The sequence below is a fragment of the Limosilactobacillus caccae genome (genome assembly GCF_900156885.1).
GTDB lineage: Bacteria > Bacillota > Bacilli > Lactobacillales > Lactobacillaceae > Limosilactobacillus > Limosilactobacillus caccae.
Genome location: NZ_FTOY01000011.1, coordinates 209,668 through 233,732, shown reverse-complemented (window position 1 = coordinate 233,732; position 24,065 = coordinate 209,668). Strand labels below are relative to the sequence as shown.

Here is a 24,065-nt window from a genome sequence, read left to right as displayed (position 1 = left end):
GAAGATTTTATCTTTTGTTGTGCCTTTATATTCTCTATTAATCTTGGATTTTAAAATAATAAAAACTTCACTCGCCTAAACGGGTGAAGTCTCTCACTAATTCATATTACGGCTCATCTGAAACAGGGTCAACTGGTTGCTCTGGACCACCGGTAATATTACCATTTCCAGGGTGTGCTGGCCGCGGAGTTGTTCCTGACTGAGGATTCCGGTTATAACCATTCCCATAATTACGTGACGTTGACGTTCCAGTATTTCCTGAATCATTAGACCGTCTAGTACTTGAGGTAGTATTAGAGCTAGAGCTAACAGCAGATGATGAGGAATTTGCAGTTGTACTTGATGCCGTTGAAGAACTGCTGCTTGCGACACTGCTTGATGATGAACTGTCATCGCTAGCATTATCGTTGTCATTTGCTTCAACTTTTAGCTTCTTCGTTACCTTTTGATCACCACGCTGGGCAATGATGTCATAGGTGCCCGCAACGTCAAAGGTGTAACTGTGCTTAGCCATCTCAGTACCCTTGCTTGCCTTAAACACCTTAACGATGCCCTTCGTCTTATGACCGCGAATCGTTAGCTTTGTCTGTGGTGATACCTTGAACTTGACCTTTACTTCGCCGTTATCGTCCATCTTGACCTTCTTATCAAACTGGACGGATACATCGCCTAAGGCTTCATCACTTGATGACACATATTTAACATTTTCTGTCTTTTCACTCTCCGCTGGCTTGGCTGCTTGTCTGTGAGAATGAAAACTGCCAACTCCGATCCCGACAACACACACAACCAGGACAATTGCTAGTACCCAGTTAAGAAATACTCGGCCGCCGCTGACGAAGTTATTGCCGCTACGATTTTTACGTAACTGTGAGATGTATTGTGCCGCTAACACGACAATCGCAATAACTGCTAATACGATCATCAAATTCATTATTCGCATAATTTATTCACCAATATCTCCCTATTTATTTCTCTAACTTAATATATCATAGCATCAATTAGTCCTTTTCTTAATATTAATTACTAATTTGACGCTGAGACAACAAATCTGACAGCCACATCTGGGCTTACCAGACCTACTCTACGTTTCCCCACTACAAGCACTCTGACTTTTCCGCTCTAGCAAAATACGGTTAAGGAGCTAATCACTGGTAGATAAACCATCGTGACTGCTTTTAATGGGCAAAGTTAAAACCATGTTATATCATACCACAATCATTTGTAACATGCTTTACCCTTTTATTAAAGATATTTTACATTATCTCGTTAGTGGCACCAACTGGCAAGAAACGCTGGGAAACTTTGCACTGCATGATAAACCGCGCTAACAGTCATCCACCATTACTTTTCCGCCAGGAGAAGAGCATGATTTTTTCAAAAATAAAATGCCTTTATATCAACCTTTTAAGCAGATACAAAAGCATTAGGAAATAAAAAAATCACCCGCACGGGGATCGAACCCGTAACTCCGCCTTGAGAGGGCGACGTCTTAACCAATTTGACCAGCGGGCAATAACGTACAAGATAAACTATACGTTATTTACAATTATTTGTCAATCATTTTTTAGTAATGTTATTATCCGGATCAATCACAATTGATTCTGCTAGCAGCACATCGTTATACAGCTCATACACATACTGCCGCAAATTTTCCTTTTGTGACACCATATCAAGGTATTGCCGTTCAGCCCGGAAAGCCCACAGCAAGGCCCGCTGTTCAAGCTCCCGCTCCTCTGGTGCACATTCAACACGCCGGCTTGCCTGCGCCCATTGCTGCCAAAACTCCTTAAACGAATTAGCAGCATTCTGGTCACGAATGTCATATAAGACACTTTCCCGAATATCAGCAGGCAGGTAAATCTTTTCAATTGCCAGCTCTCCTTGGGCAACCATCTCTTTTCGCAACCGCTTCGTTTCCTCATTGACCTCTTTAACCGAGATGTCACGTTTAAGAATAAAGCGAAAAACAACTGACGGCACCACCATGCTTAAAATAATCATTAACGTTTCTGCTAAGACGAGTACATCAAACTGACTATCAGTAACCCGTTTAGCAACCGTATAGACTAACGCCAGTGTTACTGCGCCGTGAACTCCGCCAAGCGCAAAAATAAGGCTCCCTTTCCAGCCTAGCTTTATCATTAGGCCGTACCCGTAGCGAACAACCACGTTTGCCAAGTATAAAATAGCCCCAATCGCAACCCATTTCCAATTAGGATTCCCGTTGATTAGGTCCGCTTGCACGATCCGGATAATTAAAATACCAAGAATAACAAAAACAATATTATTTAACACCTCACGCATTAAGTTCATCAGAACAATCCCGTTATGGTACTGCCGGGAAGTGATGAACCTGCTCCGTGCACTCTCACTATTTTGCATCAGGCCCGCACAAACAACCGCAATAATCCCTGATACATGTAGTTCTTCCGCAATAAAGTAGATAAAGAAAGGGGCAATGATAAAGATCATGTTTTGGGCATTAGTTGCGCTCGAATTGTAGCGATTGATGAGCTGGCGAAAACTGATCATTAAAATTGCCGCTAAGATTCCAACCACTATCCCACCAAGAGCAGAACGAAGAAATTCAATCCCCGTTTGACGATAATTGAGATAGCCATTTTCAACCCAGAGCGCTGTTGCACTAACGAGAATGATCCCTGACGCATCATTAAATAGTGCTTCCATTTTCAGTAAGGTTTCCTGTCGTTGCGGGACAATCAACCCTTCCGAAACTGATTCGGTCGCCGTCGCATCGGTCGGCGTACTCAAGGCACCCATTAGGAAAGCAAACGCGAGGGGAATTCCCAGCATCGTTAGGGATAATCCTGCTAGGGTCATCCCCACAACAACTAGCAGGACTGTCATTTCAATAATTCTTCGGACGCCCTGCCCAATTAAATTTATCCGTGTTGTCTGTCCCTCAAAGTAAATCAATGGCGCCACAATATACATAAAAATCTCAGACTTAAATGGTGCAACCAGGTGGTTTAAGGGAATGATCAGGCCAATTAAGCCACCGATAATAATGCTAAGATAATTAATTGAAAAGCGTGGAATAAAACTTGCAATAATACTGCTTATTACAGCAGCGACTAACAACACTGCTAATGAAACGATCATCTTCTTTCTCCTCCCAACCACGACGCTCATTTACGATTTTAAAACATTAAAGAGACTAGCGATTTCTCCCTAGCCTCTGTTCATTTTATGACTATTCGTATGATAACTCTAACAAAAAGACCTTTTTTGCTGGAATATGGCTTGTCGTCGCCCATACATCATGGTAATTCGCCTTAGTGCTCTTCGTCATCGCAAAGTATTCTTCAAGCAAGTCACCATTTTTGGCAACAAATTCCCCTGCCAGGCGGTTAACCATCAGCCGGTCAACCGGAAAATAAAATGATGAATTAGCAATTTTTAGCGAATCATCAAATAAAATCATCACCGTGTTAGTGTAGCGGGCAGTGATCTGCTTAACCAACTCAGGATGGTGCTGAAGTTTCGTTAGAACATAGTATATCGAATCTGAATTACTAGCCATTTTCTTCCCCTCACTTGCCTGCAATTATAACAAATAATATTAACGGGTTAAAGCTATTAGTAACCGCCCGTTGTTCCAAACACTACCCGGCCAACACAAAAAGGCCAGGTTGCCCCAGCCTTTTATTGCCCACACATTTAGTTGTCACTAATAATTGTCCCCACTTTTCCAGCAAGGGCATCATCTAGTCCATCAAGCGATGTAATCAATGCCTTGCGGTGAGGGTGGCCCTTAACAAAGGACAAGCAAGCATCAATCTTTGGCAGCATGCTACCAGCGGCAAACTGACCTTCTGCCATGTACTTTTCTGCCTCAGCAACGTTAAGACGCCGTAAAGCCTGTTCATCTTCCTTGCCGTAGTTGATAAAGACATGGTCAACCGCAGTTAAGATGATCAATGTCTCCGCATCAATCTTATCCGCCAGCAAAGCACTTGAGCGGTCCTTGTCAATAACAGCAGGTACACCCTGTAAGCCGTCTTCCGTCATAATTACTGGTACACCACCGCCACCACCAGCGACAACAAGGTCGCCAGCTTCGATTAGGGTATTGATACTAGCAAGCTCTAAAATCTTAATCGGTAGTGGTGAAGGGACAACTTGCCGGTATCCCCGGCCAGCATCCTCTTTAAAGGTATAGCCCTTCTCCTTTGCAATTTGGTCTGCCTGCTCTTTGGTGTAAAAGTCCCCGACTGGCTTGGAAGGATTATCAAATGCCGGGTCTGTAGGATCAACGGCAATTTGCGTCACAATGGTTGCAACATTTTTATTTAGCCAACGCCGGTGCAGTTCATTTTGCAAGCTCTGCTGCAGGTGGTAGCCAATGTACCCTTGGCTCATTGCACCACATTCTGGGAATGGGAAGGATGCAGTTTTCCCATTTTCTGCCGCAAAATTCATACCAAGGTTAATTGCCCCAACTTGCGGACCATTTCCATGGCTAATCACGACTTGATTTCCGGCATCAATTAAGCCAATCAATGATGATGCAGTATTCTTTACGAGTTTTAACTGTTCTTCAGGTGATTTCCCCAGTGCATTCCCACCAAGGGCAACTACTACTTTAGCCATCTGTCTAGCCTCCTAGTTAGTTTCACCTAAAGTTGCGACCATTACCGCCTTAATAGTGTGCATCCGGTTTTCCGCTTCCTGGAACACAACTGACCGTTCACTTTCAAATACTTCCTCAGTTACTTCCATTTCCTTCAAGCCGAACTTCTCGTAAATTTCCTTACCAACTTCAGTGTCTAGGTTATGGAAGGCAGGTAAGCAGTGTTCAAAGATTGCCTTTGGATTTTCAGTAGCGTCCATCACTTCTTTAGTTACTTGGTAAGGCTTGAGAAGCTTGATCCGCTTTTCCCACATCTCATCAGATTCACCCATTGAAACCCATACATCGGCGTAAATAACGTCCATTCCCTTGACTCCGGCCTTAATGTCATTAGTAACAACAATCTTGGCACCCGTCTTGGCAGCAATTGCGTTTGCTTTATCAAGGGTTTCCTTTGTTGGTTCAAGCTCCTTCGGTGTTACAACATGGTATTCCATCCCCATTACGGCAGCACCGAGCATCAAAGCGTTTGAAACGTTGTCTTGCCCATCACCAACAAAGGCGAACTTAATCTGGTCATAAGGCTTTTTAAGTACTTCATGCGCCGTTAAGAAGTCTGCTAATACTTGTGTTGGGTGGTCTTCATCAGTCAAACCATTCCAAACTGGTACACCAGAATATTCTGCTAAGATCTCAACATTACGTTGTGAAAAGCCACGATATTCAATTCCATCATACATTCCCCCAAGAACTCGGGCGGTATCCTTAACAGATTCCTTATGGCCGATGTGGGAACCAGAAGGCCCAAGATAAGTAACATGGGCACCTTGATCCTTAGCACCAACTTCAAATGCACAGCGGGTACGAGTCGAACTCTTTTCAAAAATTAACGCAATGTTCTTACCCTTTAAGGTCTGTTGCTCAATTCCAGCATACTTTGCCTTCTTTAAATCCTCAGAGAGGTTGAGCAGGTATTCCATTTCACGAGTGCTAAAGTCTGAAAGAGTCAAAAAGCTCCGGTTACGTAAATTAAATGCCATGATTAAATATCCTCCTTGATGTTGTTTACATGTTATATCATAGTAAGCGCTTTCAAAAATAATCATTTTTCTTCAAAGAAGATCAAAATATTTTACCGCCGGGATAATTTCTACTCCTTTCAAGAGCAAGCCACTCCTAGTCGATGGCCTTTTTTGGCAATAAAAAAGTTCAGGAAGAAATCAATCCCCTGAACTAAGGTTGGTATATTTCACTGTTTAACTTTGCAACATTTATGCTAATAATACTTCGGCAATCAGCAAGGCACCACCAAAGACAAGAACGAAGACTACTACTGGCCAAACGAAACGAACCCAGTGGGAGTACTTCATATCGAGCATCTGGAGAGTAGCCATTACCAAACCGGTTGGTGCTAAGAATAGCATTGCGTATTGCCCGAACTGGTAAGCAGTAACAACAATGTAGCGCGGAATATGAACAGTATCCGCTAATGGTGCTAAGATCGGCATTGCCAGAACTGCTAATCCAGATGAAGATGGCACGATAAATCCTAAAACGAAGAAGATTAGCATCATTACGATAATAAAGATTGGCCCGCTCATATGGGCAACTAGCTTGGATGAAGCGTAAAGAATCGTGTCAGAGATGTATCCTTCATTGAGGATCATATTAATCCCCCGCGCTAAACCAATGATTAACGATACCCCAACTAAGCTTGCTGCCCCTTCAGCAAAGGCAGTCGTTGTCTTGTATTCGCCAAGACCGTCCTTTTTGCCAAAACAAGTCAGGAACATAATCGTTACGGCGATGATTAAAAATGCCGCTGCCATCTGTGGAAAGGCCCACTGCTTGGCCATTACTCCCCAGATCATAATTGGGAAGGCGGCCGCAAACAAGATGAGGATTATCTTCTTCTTCAGGGTAAAGGTCTGATCTTGTTCTTCAGATGAATCCATTGCCCACATCTTATCAAACTGGGCTTTGTCTTCATACGTATAAGAGAAAGTTGGGTCGTCTTGAACCTTTTGCGCATACCAATGTAAGTAAAAGAGCAAGCAGATAACGGCAATGATTAACCCGATAATCCGGCCAAGCATCCCCTCAGTAAACTGGGTTCCAGCTGCATTCGAGGCGATCACAACGGAGAACGGGTTAATAACCGAAAATGTCGTCCCAATCGAGCTCGCAAGGAAAATAGCCCCGACCGTCACGATCGAGTCATACCCCATTGCAATAAATACTGGGGCCAAAATTGGGTAAAAGGCAACTGCTTCTTCCTCAATCCCACACAGGGTCCCCCCAAGGGCCAGCAGAACTGACACCATGAAGACGAGGATGAACTCTTTTCCCTTGGTCTTCTTTGTTAAAGCGGATAGGCCAGATTCAAACGAGCCACTCACCTTTACGACACCGATCAATCCTCCTAGGACAAAGATAAAGATCATAATGTCGACTGCTTCCATCGTCCCGTTAACCATACTTGTAAAGACAGAGTAGAGACTCGCTGGATGTTGGGCTAAGCGCTCATAAGTTCCTGGAACCGAGACAGGTTTACTAATCGCCCCCGATTTAAACTGGTCAACATCGATCTTAACGTTAAGCTTATCCAGGGTTTGCTGGGTCGCTGGGTAGACCGTCTTGTCCCCACTCGGTGCGGTGACTTGAAGATGGTCATGACTATATGAGAGTTTTGAGTAGCTTCCCGCAGGAACAAACCACGTTAAGAAAACAGAGATTACTGTTAAGAAGAAGAGGATTGTAAAGGCACCAGGCATCTTTAATTTCCACTTCTTCTTTGGTTTTACTGAAGCATCCATAACCTTACTCCTTACTAAAATATTTCTTTGATTAGCAACCACCAAATTACCGTGGGAGGTTGCTAAAGAGTAGTAATCAGGTTAACATTAATTAACCGCTTACAAGAATGATTCTAGTAAGCGCTTACACAATTATTCAGAAATAATCATTTTTAATCACAACTCTTTGTGATAATGTTGGGAGTCCTCATGTTACGAAATCTTAATTTTCTCCGTTATCGTAAATACCAGCGGATAATTATTGCCTCAATCTGCGTTGCCCTTGCCTCACAGATTGGGGTAAATGCTTTGGTTCCGGGAAATATTATCGCTATCTCCGCCCTTGCTTTACCACTATTTCTCTACTTTAACCAAGACCTAAACCCATTACAGCTGGGACTGGCAATTGCCCTTGCCTCACCAATTTTTCGGGGCTTTTACCTCTTTATTACCCAGGAAACGACCACTAGTAATGTCTTGCTTTATACCCTTGCAGACATCATCTTTTTCGCATGCTACACATTAATTTACTACCTGCTTTATTGGCGGCGGACTTTTCAGAATAATATTGCCTTCTTTTTAACCATTATCATTTGTGACTACCTGGCAAATATTGCTGAGTTATCCTTTCTAAACCACTTCCACCCGTTTACGCTCCACATTATTCAAGCGTTATTCATCATTGCCCTCTGCCGCTCAACCCTTGCCTTTGCCCTGGCCTTTGGCGTTCATTATGTCCGCCTGCTCACCGTCAGCAGTGATAGTCACGAACGGCAGTATTACCACTTTATCTGGGTTGCGTCCGCGGTCAAAAGCGAAGTCTATTTTATGAAAAAGACAATCAATGAAATTGAACGGGTAACTAAAAACGCCTACCTATTAAATGAACGCTTAAAAGATGAGCAACGACCAGAAGAACAAGCGATCGCTTACAAAATTGCCCAGCATGTTCACGAAATTAAGCATTCCTATCAAAACGTCATTAAGGGCCTTGGGGATTATTTTGATGACAGCAGCAATGAACCAATGCTAATGCATGATATCTTAAAAATAGTGACTTCCTATTCGCAAATGATCATCCGGAAAAAGAAAGCGGCAATTAACCTCGTCGTCCAAAACCAGGTCGATGCGAAGATCCCACAGCACTACTATCTTGTTACCATCTTGTCGAATTTAATCTTAAATGGGATTGACGCAATTGAGAAGAAGCCAAACGGTGAGATCCTAATCCAGGTCACTGAGGATGCAAAGTGGGTTTATATTTCCGTGACGGATAATGGCAAGGGGATCCCCGCCAACCTCATCAATTTAATTTTTAAGCCAGGCTTTTCAACTAAGTTTGATTCTTCAGGGGATATCTATCGCGGAATTGGCTTATCCAGCGTCCAGACCATTGCGCGCGAACAATTTGGCGGCCAGATTACGGTTGACTCAACGCCAGAACTTGGCACTACCTTTGCGGTTACTCTTGACCGCAATAAACTAACAACGACGGGGGAATAATCACATGAAATACTTTATTGTTGACGATGATCAATCGGTCATCTATGTTTTACAAAATATAATCGAACAAAACTTCAACGACGAGGTAGTTGGCGTAAGCGACCACTCCACGACTGCATTAAAAGAGTTACTCGTCCGCGATGTTGATATCGTGCTAGTCGACCTTTTAATGCCTGAATTATCAGGAATTGAGCTTGTCAAACACCTCAAAAAAGTCAAACCACATACCCGCTTCGTAATGATTTCAAAAGTACAAGATGGTGATATGCGAGCAGAAGCATACCAATCAGGAATTGACTTTTTTATCAGCAAGCCAATCAACCTAATCGAAGTCAAGGCCGTCCTTAAAAATGTCGAGCAAAGTATCCGGATGGCCTCCAAACTCACTTCGATTTCTAACATGATCAATAGCAATAACCAGCCAGCCCAGCAACCAACTACGCCAGCAAAGACAAACCAGCAAAGCGACATCCTGAAGTACCTTGGGATGACGTCAGAAAAGGGGACAACTGATATCTTGCAAATAATAGTCTTAATGCAGAGCCAAGGAGTGAACTACCGCGCACTCGACTTAAATGGTCTCCTCGGACTTAGTGATCATGAAAAGAAAGTTGTTGAGCAACGGATTCGCCGGGCAATTAAAGTTGGCCTTACAAATACCGCCAACCGGCTAATTGATAATCCTTATGACGAGCAGCTTTGTGATTTAGCAAATTCCTTATTCGGCTATGAAAATGTCCATAGCGAAATGCTCTACCAGCAGGGAAAGCGGAAAACAGGCGGGCGGATTAAGCTCCAACGGTTCTTGGATGAACTCGCTGAACATAAAAAATAAAAGCTGTAATGATAAGGTCAAGCAATCTTATCATTACAGCTTTTTTAGTAAGTTGGGCATACTGGTCTCGAACCAGTAAATTATGGATTCAGAGTCCACTGCCTTACCAGTTTGGCGAATGCCCAATAATGTTGACTTACAACACTAAATAATATACATGGAACTTGCGTATTAGTCAACTCTTTTGGCAAATTTTTTTGAATTTATTCCATAATTTCCCGGTGAAAACGGCGGCGTTGCTCTGCACAGCGCCATTTTGTAACCAGGGTGGTTAGCGGGTGGCGTTTATGCTCACACCAGTAATCAACATCAGCCTTAATCTGCCGCTGGGTCCACTTATCATAGTCATGGTGCAAAAAGTTATAGTTAGCTGCTGACGTTTGTTTTTGCCATACGACGGCCATAATAAATTGACTCCTTGTCCGCTGAACATCTGGCTGCGCATCAGCGAGGTCAATGGCTTTAACTGACATGACTTTTGCGGTGGCAATTGGGGGATTGACCGCCTTACTTGGGAGGTACGGGGCAACGGGCACATTGATTAATGCGTCAATAATCACCTCTTGCCAATTATCCCGCGTCTGATAACGGTGCATTAAGCCCGGCTCCACGTCATTTGCAATCAGGTAGTCCCGTTCTTCACCCCAACTCAACTGAACGTGAAGCAAAAAAGTTGTTGCCATTTTTCTCCCTCCTCGTTTGTATTCTATATTTTTATTTTACCGCAAAACCCTTTTACATTGTGATGTTGAATACAAAAAACGGAACTGAAATACCACTTTCCAGTTCCGTGAATTAGTATTTATCCTTCCACAACTGCCGGTTCCCCAGCAATCTTGCTCTTATTCAACAACAATGAAGAACCGACAACTGAAACAGAACTAAAGGCCATCGCCAGCCCAGCCAATTCAGGACTAAGCATTATTCCGAGGCCGGCAAATAATCCGGCGGCAATCGGGATTCCAACAACATTGTATATCAAGGCCCAGAATAAGTTGAGCTTAATGCGGTTGAATGTTTTCTGACTAATGCTCAACGCCCGCACGACACCAGCGAGGTCATTTTGGACAAGCACAATGTTTCCAGAAGCAATCGCAATATCCGTTCCGGAACCCATCGCAATACCAACGTCTGCAAGGGTCAATGCCGGAGCATCGTTAATTCCGTCACCGACAAAGGCAACCTTGCCGGCCTGTTGGAATGCCGCTACCCGGTCGGCCTTTTCATTTGGTAAGACATTAGCGATCACTTCATCAATGCCAACCTGGGCAGCAATTGCCCGGGCAACATCCTGGTTGTCCCCAGTCAGCATAACGGTCTTAAGCCCCTGCTTTTTAAGGGCTGCGATTGCCTCTTTTGCCCCTGGCTTGGGCGTATCCTGGATGGCAATTGCCCCAATCACTTGCTTGCCGCGACCAACAATCGTCACTGTCTTTGCTTCCTTTTGCAGACGCTTAATTTCAGCGGCTAACTTAGGTGCCAGTTCTTCAGCAACCATCATCTTGCTATTACCAACAAAGGCAGTTTGCCCATCAACGACCGCCCGGACCCCTTTTCCTTCGACCACGGCAAAGTCGGTCACCGCTAATGGCGCAACCTGCTTTTCACTAGCATATTCAGTAATTGCACGTGCCAGCGGGTGCTCGGACTGTTCTTCGAGGCTCACGGCCAAGGGTAAAACTTCAGCAGGGTCACCAACAATATCCGTAACTTTTGGTTTACCGCTTGTGATTGTTCCCGTCTTATCAAAGATGATTGTTTTGACCTGACTTACTTCTTCAAGGGCTTCACCGTCCTTGATCAAGACCCCCATCTTCGCTGCCCGGGCGGTGCCAACCATCAAAGCAGTCGGTGTGGCTAACCCAAGTGCACAGGGACAGGCGATCACAACCACCGCAACGGCAAATAACATCGCCGAAACCGCACTGGTACCGATCAAGGCATACCAGGCAACGAAAGTTAGGATAGAGATAATTAAAACGATTGGGACAAAGATTCCCGCAATCCGATCAGTCAGCTTTTGGATTGGTGCGTGGCTGGTTTGCGCGTGTTTAACCATCTCAACGATTTGCGCCAGCATAGTATCTTCACCGACCTTCGTTACCCGGAAAGTAAAGCTTGCGGCTTGGTTAAGGGTCGCCCCAATCACTTCGTCTCCAACATGCTTTTCAACTGGCATGCTCTCACCGGTCACCATTGATTCATCAATTGATCCCTTACCACTGGTGATTACGCCGTCAACAGGCAACTTTTGCCCCGGCTTAACCTGGATAATGTCACCGACTTGAACTGCGCTTAGCGGCACTTCAACAAACTTGCCATCCCTTAGGACCGCCGCGGTTTTCACCTGGAGGTTTGCTAGCTTCTCTAGTGCATTCGTGGCGTTGTTATGCATCCGCTCTTCTAGGGCATCCCCCAGCATCACAAAGACAGTCACAAAAGCCGCACTTTCAAAGTATACTTCCCGGCCAGTTACCATCGCAAACACACTGTAAAAGTAGGCAACTGCGGTCCCGATGGCAACCAGGGTGTTCATGTTTGCCCGGTGATGGCGGAAGGCAGCCCAGGCACTTGTCCAGTATGCTCGTGCAGAAATAAGCATTATTAAAGTAGTGGTAACCAATGCCACCCAGTTATAACCTGGCATCATCCAGTGAAAAGGCATCAGCAGCATTTGAATAAGTAATGGCAGTGCCAGCACGAATGATAACCAAAAGCGCTGTAAATTTGATAATCTCATTACTTAACAATCACCTTCCCGTGGAACATATTCATCCCGCAAGCAAAGTTAAATTCCTTTGCCTTATCTGTTGGGATTTCCACCGTCGTTGTTGCTTGCTTAGTCAGATCCTTATCCAAGCCTAATTCGTCAAAAACAACGTGGGACAAGCAAGCAGTCTTATCACGCATATCAAAGGTTACTTTCGCAGGAATCCCTTTTTTTAAGACAACCGTTTTTGGTGAATAACCACCATTAACCACAATTGTTGCTTCCTGCTGATCATTAGTAATGGCGGATTGCCCCGCCGCTTCTTCGTGCTTACCAAAGAACCACCAGATAATAAAGCCGATTAAAATAATTGCAATAATAATTGTTAATCCTTGCATCGTTTACTCGCTCCTTTGTGTTTACAAATGTAATCTATAACTTACCTTAATTTTATAATTAACGTTTACATTCGTCAACACAAAAGCTTAACCATTAAATTAATGGACCTTGCCGCCCTTTTTAATTACACTTGAGCATACAAGGAGGTGAGGACAACGAAAAAACATGGTTTTCTTTTACCGCTAGTTTACCTATTGCTCTTCGGCGGGATCATTTACTTTTACCAAAACAGCCCGTCGTTTCAAGCCCAGGTGAACATCGGCATCCATAATACTCAGGTCATTACCCAAACCCTATACCGGAAACTAACCGGGCAAAGTCTCGCCCCAACCAAGCAAACTGTTGATTTACCAACTGAGTCAACAGACCGGCCAGCAAATGCCCGCTGGCAGCAAAATTCTGCAACAATTTATGTTGATATCGACAACAAGATTCTCAAGAGCGCGGCAGAAACTGCCATTCGTCAATGGAACGCCAGCGGTGCCTTTCATTTTAAACAAACAAGTAATAAAGAAGATGCAAACATTACCGTCACCGCCGTTAATAAAGCAGATAACGGTGCAGCAGGGCTAACTAATACGAGCATGAACGCTGCAACTGGCTACTTTCTCCAGGCAGATGTTGAGCTTAATTCTTACTACCTTCTCAACCCTGTCTTTGGCTACTCCCAACAACGGATTGTCAATACAGCTGAACACGAACTCGGCCACGCCATTGGCCTTGAACATACAAACCAGCAATCCGTCATGCAGCCGGCCGGATCCTACTACGCGATCCAACCAACAGATATCGACCACGTCCGCTCCTTATATCGCAAGACTCCCCAACCGGTCCAGCACAGTGCGGACGGTTCTGTAGCAAGTAACTAGGCTAAAAGTTCCTTTTCCGTCCGCCGTTCGTAAAATTGCTATGTTAAAATAAAGGATGGAATTTTAAAATTGGAAAGAGTAGTTATATGGAAAATAAAAAAGTATTAGGGACCGCGATGATCATCATCGCCTGTACCTTTTGGGGAATTTCGGGGCTTTTTGCAAAGGCCCTTTTTAATGTTAGTAGTTCAATCACTTCAATGTGGGTAACGCAGACCAGGATGATTTCCGCTGGAATTATCTTAGTCCTCATTAGCCAGCTCCGTGGTGACCACCCATTCCGGATCTTTACCGACTTACACGTGGCGTGGGTCATCTTTGCATACGGGGTATTCGGCCTGGTGCCCGTGCAGTTTGCCTACTTCATGGCCGTCCAATATGGTAATGCGTCGATCGCCACTATTTTACAGTTCATCGGCCCTTTCTTTATCATTGCTTACCAGGCAGTCTTCCGCCACCTCCCACCCCGGCGGATTGAAATTATCTGCGCAATTTTTGCCTTTTTAGGGGTCTTTACGATTGCAACCCATGGCCAGTTTAACCACCTAGCCATGACCCCGAGCGTGCTGATCTGGGGGCTAATCTCTGCTGTCGGGGTGGCAACTAACACCCTGATTCCGCAAAATATGCTCCGGGAAGGAAAAGTTCCCTCACTTATCATTACCGGCTGGGGGCTCTTATTCGCGGGCCTGACCCTTCTTGCCATCCACCCTAGCCAGCCGCATGTTCCAAACGTACCGTCAGTCTGGCTCTACTCACTTGGCATCCTTGTTATCGGGACGCTGATTCCTTTCCAGCTAGCCAATAACTCCTTGCGTTATATCGACGCAACGACCTTTAGCCTGATGGACGCTTTTGAGCCCTTATCAGCCACTATTGGCTCAGTCATCTTCTTGCATTTGCAGATGACCGGGGCTGACATTATCGGCTCAATCCTCGTTATCGTAGCGGTCCTCGCAATTAATATCCGGGTGCCCGAAAAAATAAAGGGTAGCTGAACAAGCTACTTGGCAAATTAAACAATAGAGGCCGTGGAAAAACTACTTTTTTCCACGGCCTCTTGTTTTTAGCTCCGAATGATACACAGTAATCGCTAATCGCCAAGTGTCGCGACCATTACTGCTTTGATGGTGTGCATCCGGTTTTCCGCTTCCTGGAACACAACCGAGTACTTGCTTTCAAACACCTCATCGGTCACTTCCATTTCGCTTATGCCAAACTTCTTTGCAATCTCCTGACCAACCTCTGTTTCAGTATTATGAAATGCTGGCAAGCAGTGTTCGAAGATTACATCCGGGTTCTGGGCCGCTTTGATGACCGCCATCGTTACCCGATATGGCGACAACAGCTTGATCCGCTCTGCCCAGACCTCATCGGGCTCACCCATGGAAACCCACACATCGGTTGCGATTACGTCCATCCCCTTAACACCAGCATTGAGATCATCGGTGACGACAATCTTGGCCCCCGTCTTGGCCGCAATTGCTCTTGCCCTCTCAAGGACTTCCGCCGTCGGGGCTAATTCTGTTGGCGTGATGACATGATACTCCATCCCCATCACCGCCGCTCCGAGCATTAATGCATTCGAAACATTATCCTGCCCGTCACCGACAAAAGCATACTTAATCTCCTTATACGGCTTCTTCAATACTTCGTGAGCTGTTAAAAAGTCGGCTAACACCTGGGTTGGGTGGTCTTCATCCGTCAAGCCGTTCCATACCGGCACGCCAGAATACTTAGCCAAAATTTCGACATTCCGCTGGGAAAAGCCCCGGTACTCAATGCCGTCAAACATCCCTCCGAGGACCCGGGCAGTATCCTTAACCGATTCTTTATGGCCGATGTGGGATCCAGATGGCCCGAGGTAGGTAACATGCGCCCCTTCGTCCTTGGCGCCGATTTCAAATGCACACCGGGTACGGGTTGAACTCTTCTCAAAAATCAATGCAATATTCTTCCCGGCCAGCCGCTGTCCCTCTGTCCCCGCATACTTAGCCTCTTTCAGGCTTGCTGCCAGGTCCAATAGGTACTCCATCTCCCGCGTGTTAAAATCTGCAAGAGTTAAGAAACTCCGGTTACGTAAGTTAAATGCCATAATAGCTTCCTCCTTCGGGTCCACTGTTTCTAACTAGATTATAATCAAATTTTAACACTATTTTCTTTTTCGACAACTATTTACCGCTACTTAATCTGCCGCCCTCAAAATTCGCAGCTCAAAATAGCACCACAGGATGATAAGCAAGGCACAGTAAGCGACCGCTAGCCAGACAACATTCATTAAAAAGACCAGCAGGTGAAAACTCGCCAGAATCCGCAAGCAAATCACCAGGACAATCCACACTACTAAGTGAGTCCGCACCCGGTCACGGTGGCGGATTAGTTCTGCTTTTTTCATGCTTTCCTCCATAATTCTCTCAACAAACAAAAAGAGAGGTTAGCAGGAAGATTTCCCGTACCTCTCTAAATGATAATTAATCGTTCTTCGCCATCTTTTCCCGTAATTGCTTACCGACTTCTTCGTAGCCTGGCTTGCCGAGCAGGCCAAACATGTTGGTCTTGTAAGCTTCAACACCTGGTTGGTTGAACGGGTTAATCCCGTTTAAGTAACCAGAAATGCCCATTGCCACTTCAAAGAAGTAGATCAAATAACCGAGGGTGTATTCATCTTCTTGTGGGATGTGCACCGTCATTACTGGAACACCACCGTCAGTGTGGGCAGCAACAACCGCTTCGTAAGCCTTAGTATTAACGTAGTCCATTGACTTCCCTTCAAGGTAACCAAGGCCATCCAAGTCATCTGGTTCTGTTGGAATTTCCACGTCATGGTTTGGCTTATCAAGCTTAACGACCGTTTCCATTAAGAAGCGGCGTCCTTCTTGGATGTACTGTCCAAGAGAGTGGAGGTCTGTCGTGAAGTTGGCACTCGATGGGTAAATTCCCTTTTGGTCCTTCCCTTCGGACTCCCCAGCCAATTGCTTCCACCATTCGGCAAACATCCGCATGTTGGGTTCGTAGTTTTCGAGCAGTTCGGTCTCGTAACCCTTGCGGTACAAGATGTTCCGGTAGGCAGCGTATTGGTAAGCTTCGTTTACGCTCAAGTCTGGATCAACATAATCCTTTTCCGCTTGGGCAGCCCCGGCCATCAGCTTATCAATATCAGCCCCTGAAGCAGCGATTGGCAATAGCCCAACGGCTGACAGTACAGAGTACCGGCCACCGACACCGTCAGGAATAACAAAGCTCTCGTAGCCGTGAGCATCCGCTTCGACTTTCAAGGCACCCTTAGCCTTATCAGTCGTTGCATAGATCCGCTTATTAGCCTCGTTCTCGCCATACTTCTTGATCAAGAGGTCCTTAAAAATCCGGAAGGCGATGGATGGTTCAGTCGTCGTCCCAGATTTTGAAACGATGTTGACCGAGAAGTCCTTGTCTCCAATCAACTCAATCAAGTCGTGAATGTAAGTTGAGCTCAAGGAGTTACCGGCAAAGACAACCAGTGGTGCTTGCCGCTTTTCAGCCTTTTGCGCTTGGTAGAATGTGTTGTGCAAGAAGTCAATTGCCATCTGGGCACCGAGGTAAGAACCACCGATCCCAATAACGACGAGGACGTCAGAGTCCTTTTGAATCTTTAATGCCGCCTGCTTAATCCGGGCAAATTCTTCCCGGTCATACTTAGTTGGCAAGTGGAGCCAGTCACGGAAGTCCGCACCAGCACCTGTCCCGTTACGCAACTGGTCGTCAGCGGCATTTACCATTGCCTGCATCTCACCAAGTTCATTTTTGTGGACAAATTGCTTCAGTGCGCTACTGTCAAATTTAATGTGTGTCATTCCAATAGCTTCTTTCTTTTTTTATTTTAACAATTAAATGATAGCGGATAATGAAGTCGGTTTCAATCAGAACCAGTAATTTTTTATTAATCGACGATATTGACAATTTTATCCAGCGTCGCCATAATTAAAACAATTATGATAACGTTTTCTTTGCTAGAGAAAGGATGACCTACTTTGGAGCAAAATACTAAGGATATGTTAGCCGGCAAGCCTTACCGGCCGGGGACTGCCGAGCTAGATGAATTTTCCCATCTCGCCCACCGCTTATGCCGGGACTACAATTTGACCGCTGATGAGGACACGGTCGAACGGGAAGCAATTATTGACCGCCTTTTCCCCCACCACAGCAAGTCGCCATACTTTCAGGGACCAATCAATATTGACTACGGACGCTTTACAACAATTGGTGACAATTTCTATGCCAATTTCAACTTCACCGTCCTCGATACCTGTCCGGTAACAATTGGCGATAATGTCATGTGTGGCCCCAACGTTTCGATCATTACCGCCATGCATCCCCTAATGTACCAACAGCGGAACCTCCGCAAACAAGCGGACGGGAAAATCGATGACTATGAATACGGGAAGCCAGTCACGATTGGCAATAACTGCTGGCTTGCCGCAAACGTGACCATCTGTCCAGGAGTAACGATCGGCAATGGCTGCGTCCTTGGTGCCGGCACAGTGGTAACGAAGGACATTCCCGCTAACTCTCTTGTTGTCGGGGTCCCCGGTAAAGTCATCCGCCAGATTACCGAAAAGGACCGCCTAGAAAATTATCCATATTAATTAGATAAAGAAAAACAGGAGATTGAGATATTTTCTCAGTCTCCTGTTTTTAAGTTGCTTATGCTTTAAGCAAAGTTTGTCAAGATACTACCAGCAACGATGAAGATAATTCCGAGAACAGTAAATGACATTTCCCGCTTGGTCTTCGTTTCGTGAAGGATAAAGATCCCCCCGATTGTTGCGATAATAACATTCATCTGGGTAAAGACGAAGGCGGTGTTGATCCCAAGGGCCCGGCCAGCAAAGATGTATGCCAAGGCCGCAATCCCCCAAGAGATCCCTCCCAGGATGTTTTGGTATTGTTCCTTTTGCTTGAAGGAATCAATGTTGCCAGAACAAACTGCGTAAATGATTGAACCAAGTAAGATCCCCAACATTTCTGGAAGGAAGATCCCCAAAGAACTATCATTAGCAACCATTGGCATCTTGGGGAATGCGGAGTAAACCCAGTACCCAATAGTCGTAACAAGTAAGAATAAGAAGTTTTTTGCCGTCACTTTCTGGTCCGATGACTCGTCAGAAACAGAAGTCATTAAGGCCCCAACCACAACGATTGCCAAGGCGATGAAACCAACTGTCAAGGCCCGGGCACCACGCCATTCACCGAAGATGATTACCCCGATCAAGGAGTTACCGATCAACTGGAGCACCGTTGACAGCGGGATTGTGTTGGAAACCCCCATCCGCTTGAATGAAATAAACTGCCCGATTTGACCAATCGTCCACAAGGCTCCACAAAGAACCGAGAACCAGAAACCAGCGGTGCTAACCGTTGGGTGGCCAATAATAAAGGCAACTAATCCAACAAGTGTTGCCCCCGCACCAATCCCAAACATCTGGTTAACAGCAGATCCACCAATCTTACCAGTGATCAGTGGCATGATTCCCCAACCGATTGCGGGGATTAAAGCAAGTAAGTAACTCATAATTAATTCTCTCCTATCAATCCGCAATATTTATATTACGAGTTAATAGTTTATCACTGGGTAAACGCTTACGCAACCGTTTACATTCGATTGTTTAAAATTTAAAATTGGTCTAGTTACGTAAAAAACGCTTTAACACTTGCGTTAAAACGTTTTGTTAAATTATTGGCTTACTTTTTATCACTATGGTCGGTTTGCTGGTTATTGTGCGGGGCATAGTCCCGGTCAGGGAAGTAAAGGGTAAACGTCGTCCCCTTACCGTATTCGCTATCAACGGCGATTTTTCCGCCGTGGAGGTGGACTAGCTGGTGGACAATGGCCAGGCCAAGACCCGACTCCCCATACTTAGTATTCATCCGGGAACGGTCAGCCTTGTAATATCTTTCCCAGATATTATCAAGCTGGTCTTTCGTCATCCCAATCCCGTTATCTGCAATCTGGAATTGACTGCCGTGTTCCTGGCGCTTACCGCTAATCTTAATGACTCCGTTGTCAGTAAACTGAATGGCATTTTGGATGATGTTAAACATAATCTGAACAAAACGGTCATAATCCGCATAAACCCGCAAGTTTGGCGTCACTGCTAGTTGGAGTTCATCGCCCTTTTCCGTTGCCTTCTTCGATAACTGCTCACGCAGGTTAGTCAAAACGGCGGCGGCATCAAAGACTTTCCGCTCCATCGCAATCTGGTTGGTCCTGATTTTTTCATAATCCAAGTTATCATTGACCAGCCGGATTAACCGCCGGGTATCATTTTGCATTAACTGAATACTGTGTTTCTTATCCTCTTCCGGAATCGCATCGTATTGCAAGCCCTCAAGGATCCCGTTGATCGTCGTCAATGGTGTCCGCATCTCGTGGGCGGCGTCAGCCATAAACTGCCGCCGTCGTTCTTCCTGGCGACGGATTTCCTGCTGCGACGCCCGTAGTGAAGCCGTCATCTGGTTAAAACTCCGCCCCAGATCGGCCACTTCATCACGGCCCTTTTCATCAACTTCTACATTATAGTTTCCCCGGGCAATTTGGTGAGTGGCCATCCGCAAACGACCAATTCGCCGGGTGATTGACCGGGCAAGGAAGTAGCTGACGGCTAAGGTTACTAGGCTGGCAATCAATAAGGCCATGATTAGGTTGACCTTTATTTGGTGCATATTCTGCTCAATTGTTGAAACAAAGGTTGCGATCGACACGACGGCAATCATCTTGCCCTTATAAAAATAGGGACGTGAAACTTCGGTCATCCGCGGCGCCGTCGTGTTAGAAATCCGGGTATTGATCTTCGGTGTAATTAATTTAGTATAAACCGTCTGACCCTTTTGCAGTTTTTTCCAGTCTTCCCGGCTCATCGTCGGCGCGAAGCCATTGCTGGCAAAGATTTTCCGCTGGGTTGTGTCATAAATCGCAAAGTGCACGTTCTGCCGGGTCAGCAGGTTGGCGTTACTATTCAATGACGCCGTTGCAAAGCCTTCAAAGTTTTGGGTCGCCATGTTATAACGGATTGAGTCCTGGATAAGACTATCAGAATAGCTTTTTAACTGTTGCCAGGTATTACGGTACATGCTGTTATTGGTCACGTTAATAAATGAAATACTGACAATAATCATTAGGGTCACGATGATCGTAAAGAACGACAGCATCAACCGGTACATTAACTTCATCAGTCGTTACCTTCATCGTCAAACTTGTAACCAACCCCCCAGACGGTCTTGATAACCTGGGGGCCGATGTCTTCCAGCTTTTGCCGCAGTTTCTTAATGTGGGCATCAACGGTCCGTTCATCCCCATAATATTCATAGTCCCAGACTAGCTGTAATAGTTGTGACCGGGTAAATACCTGCCGTGGCTTAGCCGCCAAAGTCTTTAAGAGGTCAAATTCCTTCGGGGTTAGGTCACTGACTGGTTTGCCATAGAGGTAAACTTCCCGGGTCTTTGTATTCATCTTAAAGTTCTTCGTCTTCACATCAAACGTCTCATCACTATCAGTGTCTTGAACATCTTCTAACTTATTTAAGTGTGTCCGCCGGTAGAGGGCCTTGATGCGGGCGATTAAGGTAATCGTACTAAAGGGTTTAGTAACATAGTCATCCGCCCCAATCTCTAAGCCAAGGACTTGGTCACTCTCTGTGTCCCGTGCAGTTAGCATGATCAGCGGAACAGTCGGTGAGACCCGCCGGATATCCGCCGCCACCTGCATCCCGTCCTTTTTCGGCAGGTTTAGGTCAAGTAGGATAATATCCCACTTATTAGGATCGGCACTAAATTTTTCTTCTGCTTCAACCCCATCATAGGCAAACTCGTACTGCCATTTTTCTTTTTTAAAAAACATTGCCATCATTTCACAGACGGAATGGTTATCTTCGATCATCAAAATTTGCATAACTATCATATCCTTATACTACAAGTAAGAAATTATTCACCCCATTGCGGGCATGCCTTATTTTAACACACGGGACGATTTATCCTAAAAGGAATGAATAAAAAAGGCCGACGAATAATTCGTCAACCTCATCGCTATTTCTTGATATTATTCAAGGACTAACCGTGGTTGGTGAAATCCAGGAAGATAGTTGATGTCTTCAGCATTATCACCATCAATACTGCTCTTATCAGCGGCTTTGCTATCTGCATCATCGCCGTCTTCTAAGGCATAATCATCAAGGTCACCATCATCCATTTCATCAAGCATATCACTTAATTCACCAAGAGCAGCGACATTGCGCATTGTATCCACCATTGTTGATAGTTCATCCAAATCATCAGCGAGTTCATTAAAGTCATTAGCTAACTTCCGCTCATTCTTTTTATCTTCCCAGTCCTCGGGGTCACTTGGTTTGTAATTTGCCCGGTAGAACAGATTATTTTTATCCTTTGGTCCCACCGTCAACTTGTGGAAGCCATAGTGAATCTTATTATCTTCAGAGTACTTGCCCTTCTTAAAAAGGCCACTACGGATATCATCAAGGCCCTTCTTTTCAAAGCCCGCATCAAGGTACTTTTCTTCATCTAATTGGAAGTACCAGTCACCATCGTGCTTAACTACGAGGATTGGCATCTTACCTTTTTCAAGGTAATTCTTATACAGGTCACTGCGCATCATCTTCTTAAGGGTTGCGGAGTCACCGTCTTGCAGGTATTCACTAAACTCATTGATAATTGTCTCATTCTTATTCAGTGATTTAGTGAACCGTCTGATGGCCCGGCCGGTTTCTGATGAGGAAGTATACTGCAAATACCCTTGCTTGGTGTCTTTGCCTTCCTTATTAATCACCAGCTTTACTTCCTTTTTGCCATCAATGTAGCCATCATAAGTCCCGTATACCCGGGGACGGACTAATAACCACCCACAAGCGACAACTGCGATTAAAATAACAATGCCGCCGATAATTGCCAGCCACTTATTTTTCTTAAACCACGACTCCGCAGACGGCACCTGTGCCTGCTCACTAGTTTGCTTCTCCATTTTAAATTATCCTCCTATAAATAACTGATTACCCCCAATTTCAAAAATACCATATAATATTGTGCGTTACAAAAACATTTTCCAATTCTCACAATCTTATTTTTTACAAGCAAAGTTATCAATCTATAAATAGAATACTGAATAAAAAAGAGCGACTTTTCGCCCCTCTTTCCTAACCTTCTTTCACGATCAGCCGCACCCGGCTCACTGCGTCAATCTCTTCAAGCGCCGCAACTACCGCTTGGTCAAGGCGGTCGACATCGACCATTGTATAAGCATAGTCATCCTTCGCCCGGTTAACCAGGTTTTCAATGTTCAACCCTGCGCCAGCAAGCACCGTTGTTATCTGCCCCAGCATGTTAGGGATGTTACGGTGGATGACGGTAATCCGGTAGGGACTAGCAAAAGGCATCTTGACATTTGGCAAGTTGACGGCGTTGACCGTATTCCCGTTTTCCAGGAACTCCATAATTTCACGAGCCGCCAGCAGTGAACAGTTGGCTTCCGCTTCCCCGGTTGACCCACCGATATGGGGTGTGATCGTTACCTTGTCATTGTCCAAAATCTGCTCGTCACTAAAATCGGTGCAGTAGTGGCGTAACTGGTCGTTTGCCAATACTTTAACCGCCGCCGCATTATCGACAATGCCTAAGCGAGAGTAGTTTAACAGGACCGCTGTTGGCTTCATTTCATTAAACTCGGGCACACCGATTAGGCCGGTCGTTTCTTCATTTTTGGGAACGTGGACGGTGACAAAATCTGCTCCTTTGATTGCCTCGGCAATTGTCCCGGCCCGTTTAATATCCCGGGAAAGGTTCCATGCCGACTCTACTGACAAGTATGGGTCATAACCAATGACGTCCATCCCCAAGTCAACCGCGGCATTGGCAACCAGCGAGCCGACATGCCCCAGCCCAATTACCGCAAGCCGCTTACCGAGGATTTCTTGCCCCTTAAACTGGGTCTTTTGCTTTTCCGTCCGCAGGGTAATGTCGGCACCGGGTGCGGCTTGGGCACTCCATTCAGCCGCTCCAATCAGGTTTCGATTAGTGGCAATCATCATTGCAATAATCAGTTCTTTGACCGCGTTGGCATTACCACCGGGAGTGTTGAATACCGCGATCCCCTTTTCTGACGCTACATGCAGGGGAATATTATTAAAGCCAGCCCCACAGCGGGCAATTACTTTTAACGAGTCGGGAAAGTGGTGGTCATGAAGGTCGACACTCCGAATCATGTAGGCATCGACTGCCGCGCCTTCTTGATTCACCTGGTAGTCAGCTGTCAGTTCGTCTAACCCGCGTTGGGCGATTGCATTGTAGGTCTTTACTTGATACATCGTAATTCCT

General features: G+C 45.4%; 22 protein-coding genes and 2 tRNA genes. 5 read left to right on the top strand and 19 right to left on the bottom strand.

Going from position 1 to position 24,065, the window contains the following annotated elements:
* Nucleotides 1-106 precede the first annotated feature (106 nt).
* From CZ502_RS07185 to CZ502_RS07155, 7 genes are all read right to left on the bottom strand, one after another.
* Complete coding sequence (locus CZ502_RS07185; protein ID WP_143457279.1) at nt 107-943, bottom strand: hypothetical protein; 837 nt, start codon at nt 941-943, stop codon at nt 107-109.
* 499 nt (nt 944-1,442) lie between these two features.
* Nucleotides 1,443-1,515: transfer RNA gene (locus CZ502_RS07180), tRNA-Glu, on the bottom strand.
* A gap of 45 nt (nt 1,516-1,560) precedes the next feature.
* Nucleotides 1,561-3,126 (bottom strand): cation:proton antiporter, encoded by a 1,566-nt coding sequence (locus CZ502_RS07175; RefSeq protein ID WP_076461046.1) that lies wholly within the window; start codon nt 3,124-3,126, stop codon nt 1,561-1,563.
* 91 nt (nt 3,127-3,217) lie between these two features.
* Complete coding sequence (locus tag CZ502_RS07170; RefSeq protein ID WP_076461044.1) at nt 3,218-3,547, bottom strand: hypothetical protein; 330 nt, start codon at nt 3,545-3,547, stop codon at nt 3,218-3,220.
* A gap of 137 nt (nt 3,548-3,684) precedes the next feature.
* Complete coding sequence (gene arcC, locus CZ502_RS07165; protein ID WP_076461042.1) at nt 3,685-4,617, bottom strand: carbamate kinase; 933 nt, start codon at nt 4,615-4,617, stop codon at nt 3,685-3,687.
* Nucleotides 4,618-4,629: 12 nt separating this feature from the next.
* A complete protein-coding gene (argF, locus tag CZ502_RS07160; RefSeq protein ID WP_076461040.1) occupies nt 4,630-5,637 on the bottom strand; it encodes an ornithine carbamoyltransferase in 1,008 nt (335 codons plus the stop codon).
* A 231-nt stretch (nt 5,638-5,868) separates the two neighbouring features.
* Nucleotides 5,869-7,413 (bottom strand): YfcC family protein, encoded by a 1,545-nt coding sequence (locus tag CZ502_RS07155; protein WP_076461038.1) that lies wholly within the window; start codon nt 7,411-7,413, stop codon nt 5,869-5,871.
* A 189-nt stretch (nt 7,414-7,602) separates the two neighbouring features.
* On the opposite strand from CZ502_RS07155, the gene CZ502_RS07150 reads away from it, so the two are divergent.
* Both CZ502_RS07150 and CZ502_RS07145 read left to right on the top strand, forming a co-directional pair.
* Nucleotides 7,603-8,895 carry an ATP-binding protein gene (locus CZ502_RS07150; RefSeq protein WP_076461035.1) on the top strand — a complete coding sequence of 431 codons (1,293 nt, stop codon included), beginning with the start codon at nt 7,603-7,605 and terminating at the stop codon, nt 8,893-8,895.
* 4 nt (nt 8,896-8,899) lie between these two features.
* Nucleotides 8,900-9,730 carry a response regulator gene (locus CZ502_RS07145; protein ID WP_076461033.1) on the top strand — a complete coding sequence of 277 codons (831 nt, stop codon included), beginning with the start codon at nt 8,900-8,902 and terminating at the stop codon, nt 9,728-9,730.
* Nucleotides 9,731-9,782: 52 nt separating this feature from the next.
* Here the strand turns inward: CZ502_RS07145 and CZ502_RS07140 are convergent.
* The 4 genes from CZ502_RS07140 to CZ502_RS07125 all read right to left on the bottom strand — a co-directional run bounded on the left by CZ502_RS07140 (nt 9,783) and on the right by CZ502_RS07125 (nt 12,838).
* Nucleotides 9,783-9,855, bottom strand: a tRNA-Gln gene (locus CZ502_RS07140).
* 78 nt (nt 9,856-9,933) lie between these two features.
* Complete coding sequence (locus tag CZ502_RS07135) at nt 9,934-10,413, bottom strand: DUF7679 family protein (RefSeq protein ID WP_076461030.1); 480 nt, start codon at nt 10,411-10,413, stop codon at nt 9,934-9,936.
* Nucleotides 10,414-10,532: 119 nt separating this feature from the next.
* Nucleotides 10,533-12,470, bottom strand: coding sequence for a copper-translocating P-type ATPase (locus CZ502_RS07130; protein ID WP_076461028.1), 1,938 nt, complete (start codon nt 12,468-12,470; stop codon nt 10,533-10,535).
* The gene (locus tag CZ502_RS07125) at nt 12,470-12,838 is read right to left on the bottom strand and encodes a cupredoxin domain-containing protein (RefSeq protein WP_076461026.1); all 369 of its coding nucleotides are present in this window, start codon (nt 12,836-12,838) and stop codon (nt 12,470-12,472) included. The genes CZ502_RS07130 and CZ502_RS07125 overlap by 1 nt, the downstream gene beginning before the upstream one ends.
* A 282-nt stretch (nt 12,839-13,120) precedes the next feature.
* Between CZ502_RS07125 and CZ502_RS07120 the strand changes: the two genes are divergently transcribed.
* On the top strand, nt 13,121-13,708 hold the full coding sequence (locus CZ502_RS07120; protein WP_438267735.1) for a matrixin family metalloprotease: 588 nt from the start codon (nt 13,121-13,123) through the stop codon (nt 13,706-13,708).
* Nucleotides 13,709-13,794: 86 nt separating this feature from the next.
* Complete coding sequence (locus CZ502_RS07115; protein WP_076461024.1) at nt 13,795-14,706, top strand: EamA family transporter; 912 nt, start codon at nt 13,795-13,797, stop codon at nt 14,704-14,706.
* Nucleotides 14,707-14,801: 95 nt separating this feature from the next.
* On the opposite strand, the gene argF (CZ502_RS07110) is transcribed toward CZ502_RS07115, so the two are convergent.
* The 3 genes from argF (CZ502_RS07110) to CZ502_RS07100 all read right to left on the bottom strand — a co-directional run bounded on the left by argF (CZ502_RS07110) (nt 14,802) and on the right by CZ502_RS07100 (nt 17,538).
* The gene (gene argF, locus CZ502_RS07110; RefSeq protein ID WP_076461022.1) at nt 14,802-15,803 is read right to left on the bottom strand and encodes an ornithine carbamoyltransferase; all 1,002 of its coding nucleotides are present in this window, start codon (nt 15,801-15,803) and stop codon (nt 14,802-14,804) included.
* 90 nt (nt 15,804-15,893) lie between these two features.
* Nucleotides 15,894-16,103 carry a hypothetical protein gene (locus CZ502_RS07105; protein ID WP_076461020.1) on the bottom strand — a complete coding sequence of 70 codons (210 nt, stop codon included), beginning with the start codon at nt 16,101-16,103 and terminating at the stop codon, nt 15,894-15,896.
* A 76-nt stretch (nt 16,104-16,179) separates the two neighbouring features.
* Complete coding sequence (locus CZ502_RS07100; RefSeq protein WP_076461018.1) at nt 16,180-17,538, bottom strand: glucose-6-phosphate isomerase; 1,359 nt, start codon at nt 17,536-17,538, stop codon at nt 16,180-16,182.
* A 177-nt stretch (nt 17,539-17,715) separates the two neighbouring features.
* On the opposite strand from CZ502_RS07100, the gene CZ502_RS07095 reads away from it, so the two are divergent.
* The gene (locus CZ502_RS07095; protein ID WP_076461016.1) at nt 17,716-18,330 is read left to right on the top strand and encodes a sugar O-acetyltransferase; all 615 of its coding nucleotides are present in this window, start codon (nt 17,716-17,718) and stop codon (nt 18,328-18,330) included.
* Nucleotides 18,331-18,395: 65 nt separating this feature from the next.
* On the opposite strand, the gene CZ502_RS07090 is transcribed toward CZ502_RS07095, so the two are convergent.
* From CZ502_RS07090 to CZ502_RS07070, 5 genes are all read right to left on the bottom strand, one after another.
* Nucleotides 18,396-19,256: a GRP family sugar transporter gene (locus CZ502_RS07090; RefSeq protein ID WP_076461014.1), complete on the bottom strand. Its 861-nt coding sequence runs from the start codon at nt 19,254-19,256 to the stop codon at nt 18,396-18,398.
* Nucleotides 19,257-19,426: 170 nt separating this feature from the next.
* Nucleotides 19,427-20,914 (bottom strand): sensor histidine kinase, encoded by a 1,488-nt coding sequence (locus CZ502_RS07085; RefSeq protein WP_076461012.1) that lies wholly within the window; start codon nt 20,912-20,914, stop codon nt 19,427-19,429.
* Complete coding sequence (locus CZ502_RS07080) at nt 20,914-21,633, bottom strand: response regulator transcription factor (RefSeq protein WP_076461010.1); 720 nt, start codon at nt 21,631-21,633, stop codon at nt 20,914-20,916. The genes CZ502_RS07085 and CZ502_RS07080 overlap by 1 nt, the downstream gene beginning before the upstream one ends.
* A gap of 147 nt (nt 21,634-21,780) precedes the next feature.
* Nucleotides 21,781-22,716, bottom strand: coding sequence for a hypothetical protein (locus CZ502_RS07075; RefSeq protein ID WP_076461008.1), 936 nt, complete (start codon nt 22,714-22,716; stop codon nt 21,781-21,783).
* A 172-nt stretch (nt 22,717-22,888) separates the two neighbouring features.
* Nucleotides 22,889-24,055: a phosphoglycerate dehydrogenase gene (locus tag CZ502_RS07070; RefSeq protein ID WP_076461006.1), complete on the bottom strand. Its 1,167-nt coding sequence runs from the start codon at nt 24,053-24,055 to the stop codon at nt 22,889-22,891.
* Nucleotides 24,056-24,065: the final 10 nt, after the last annotated feature.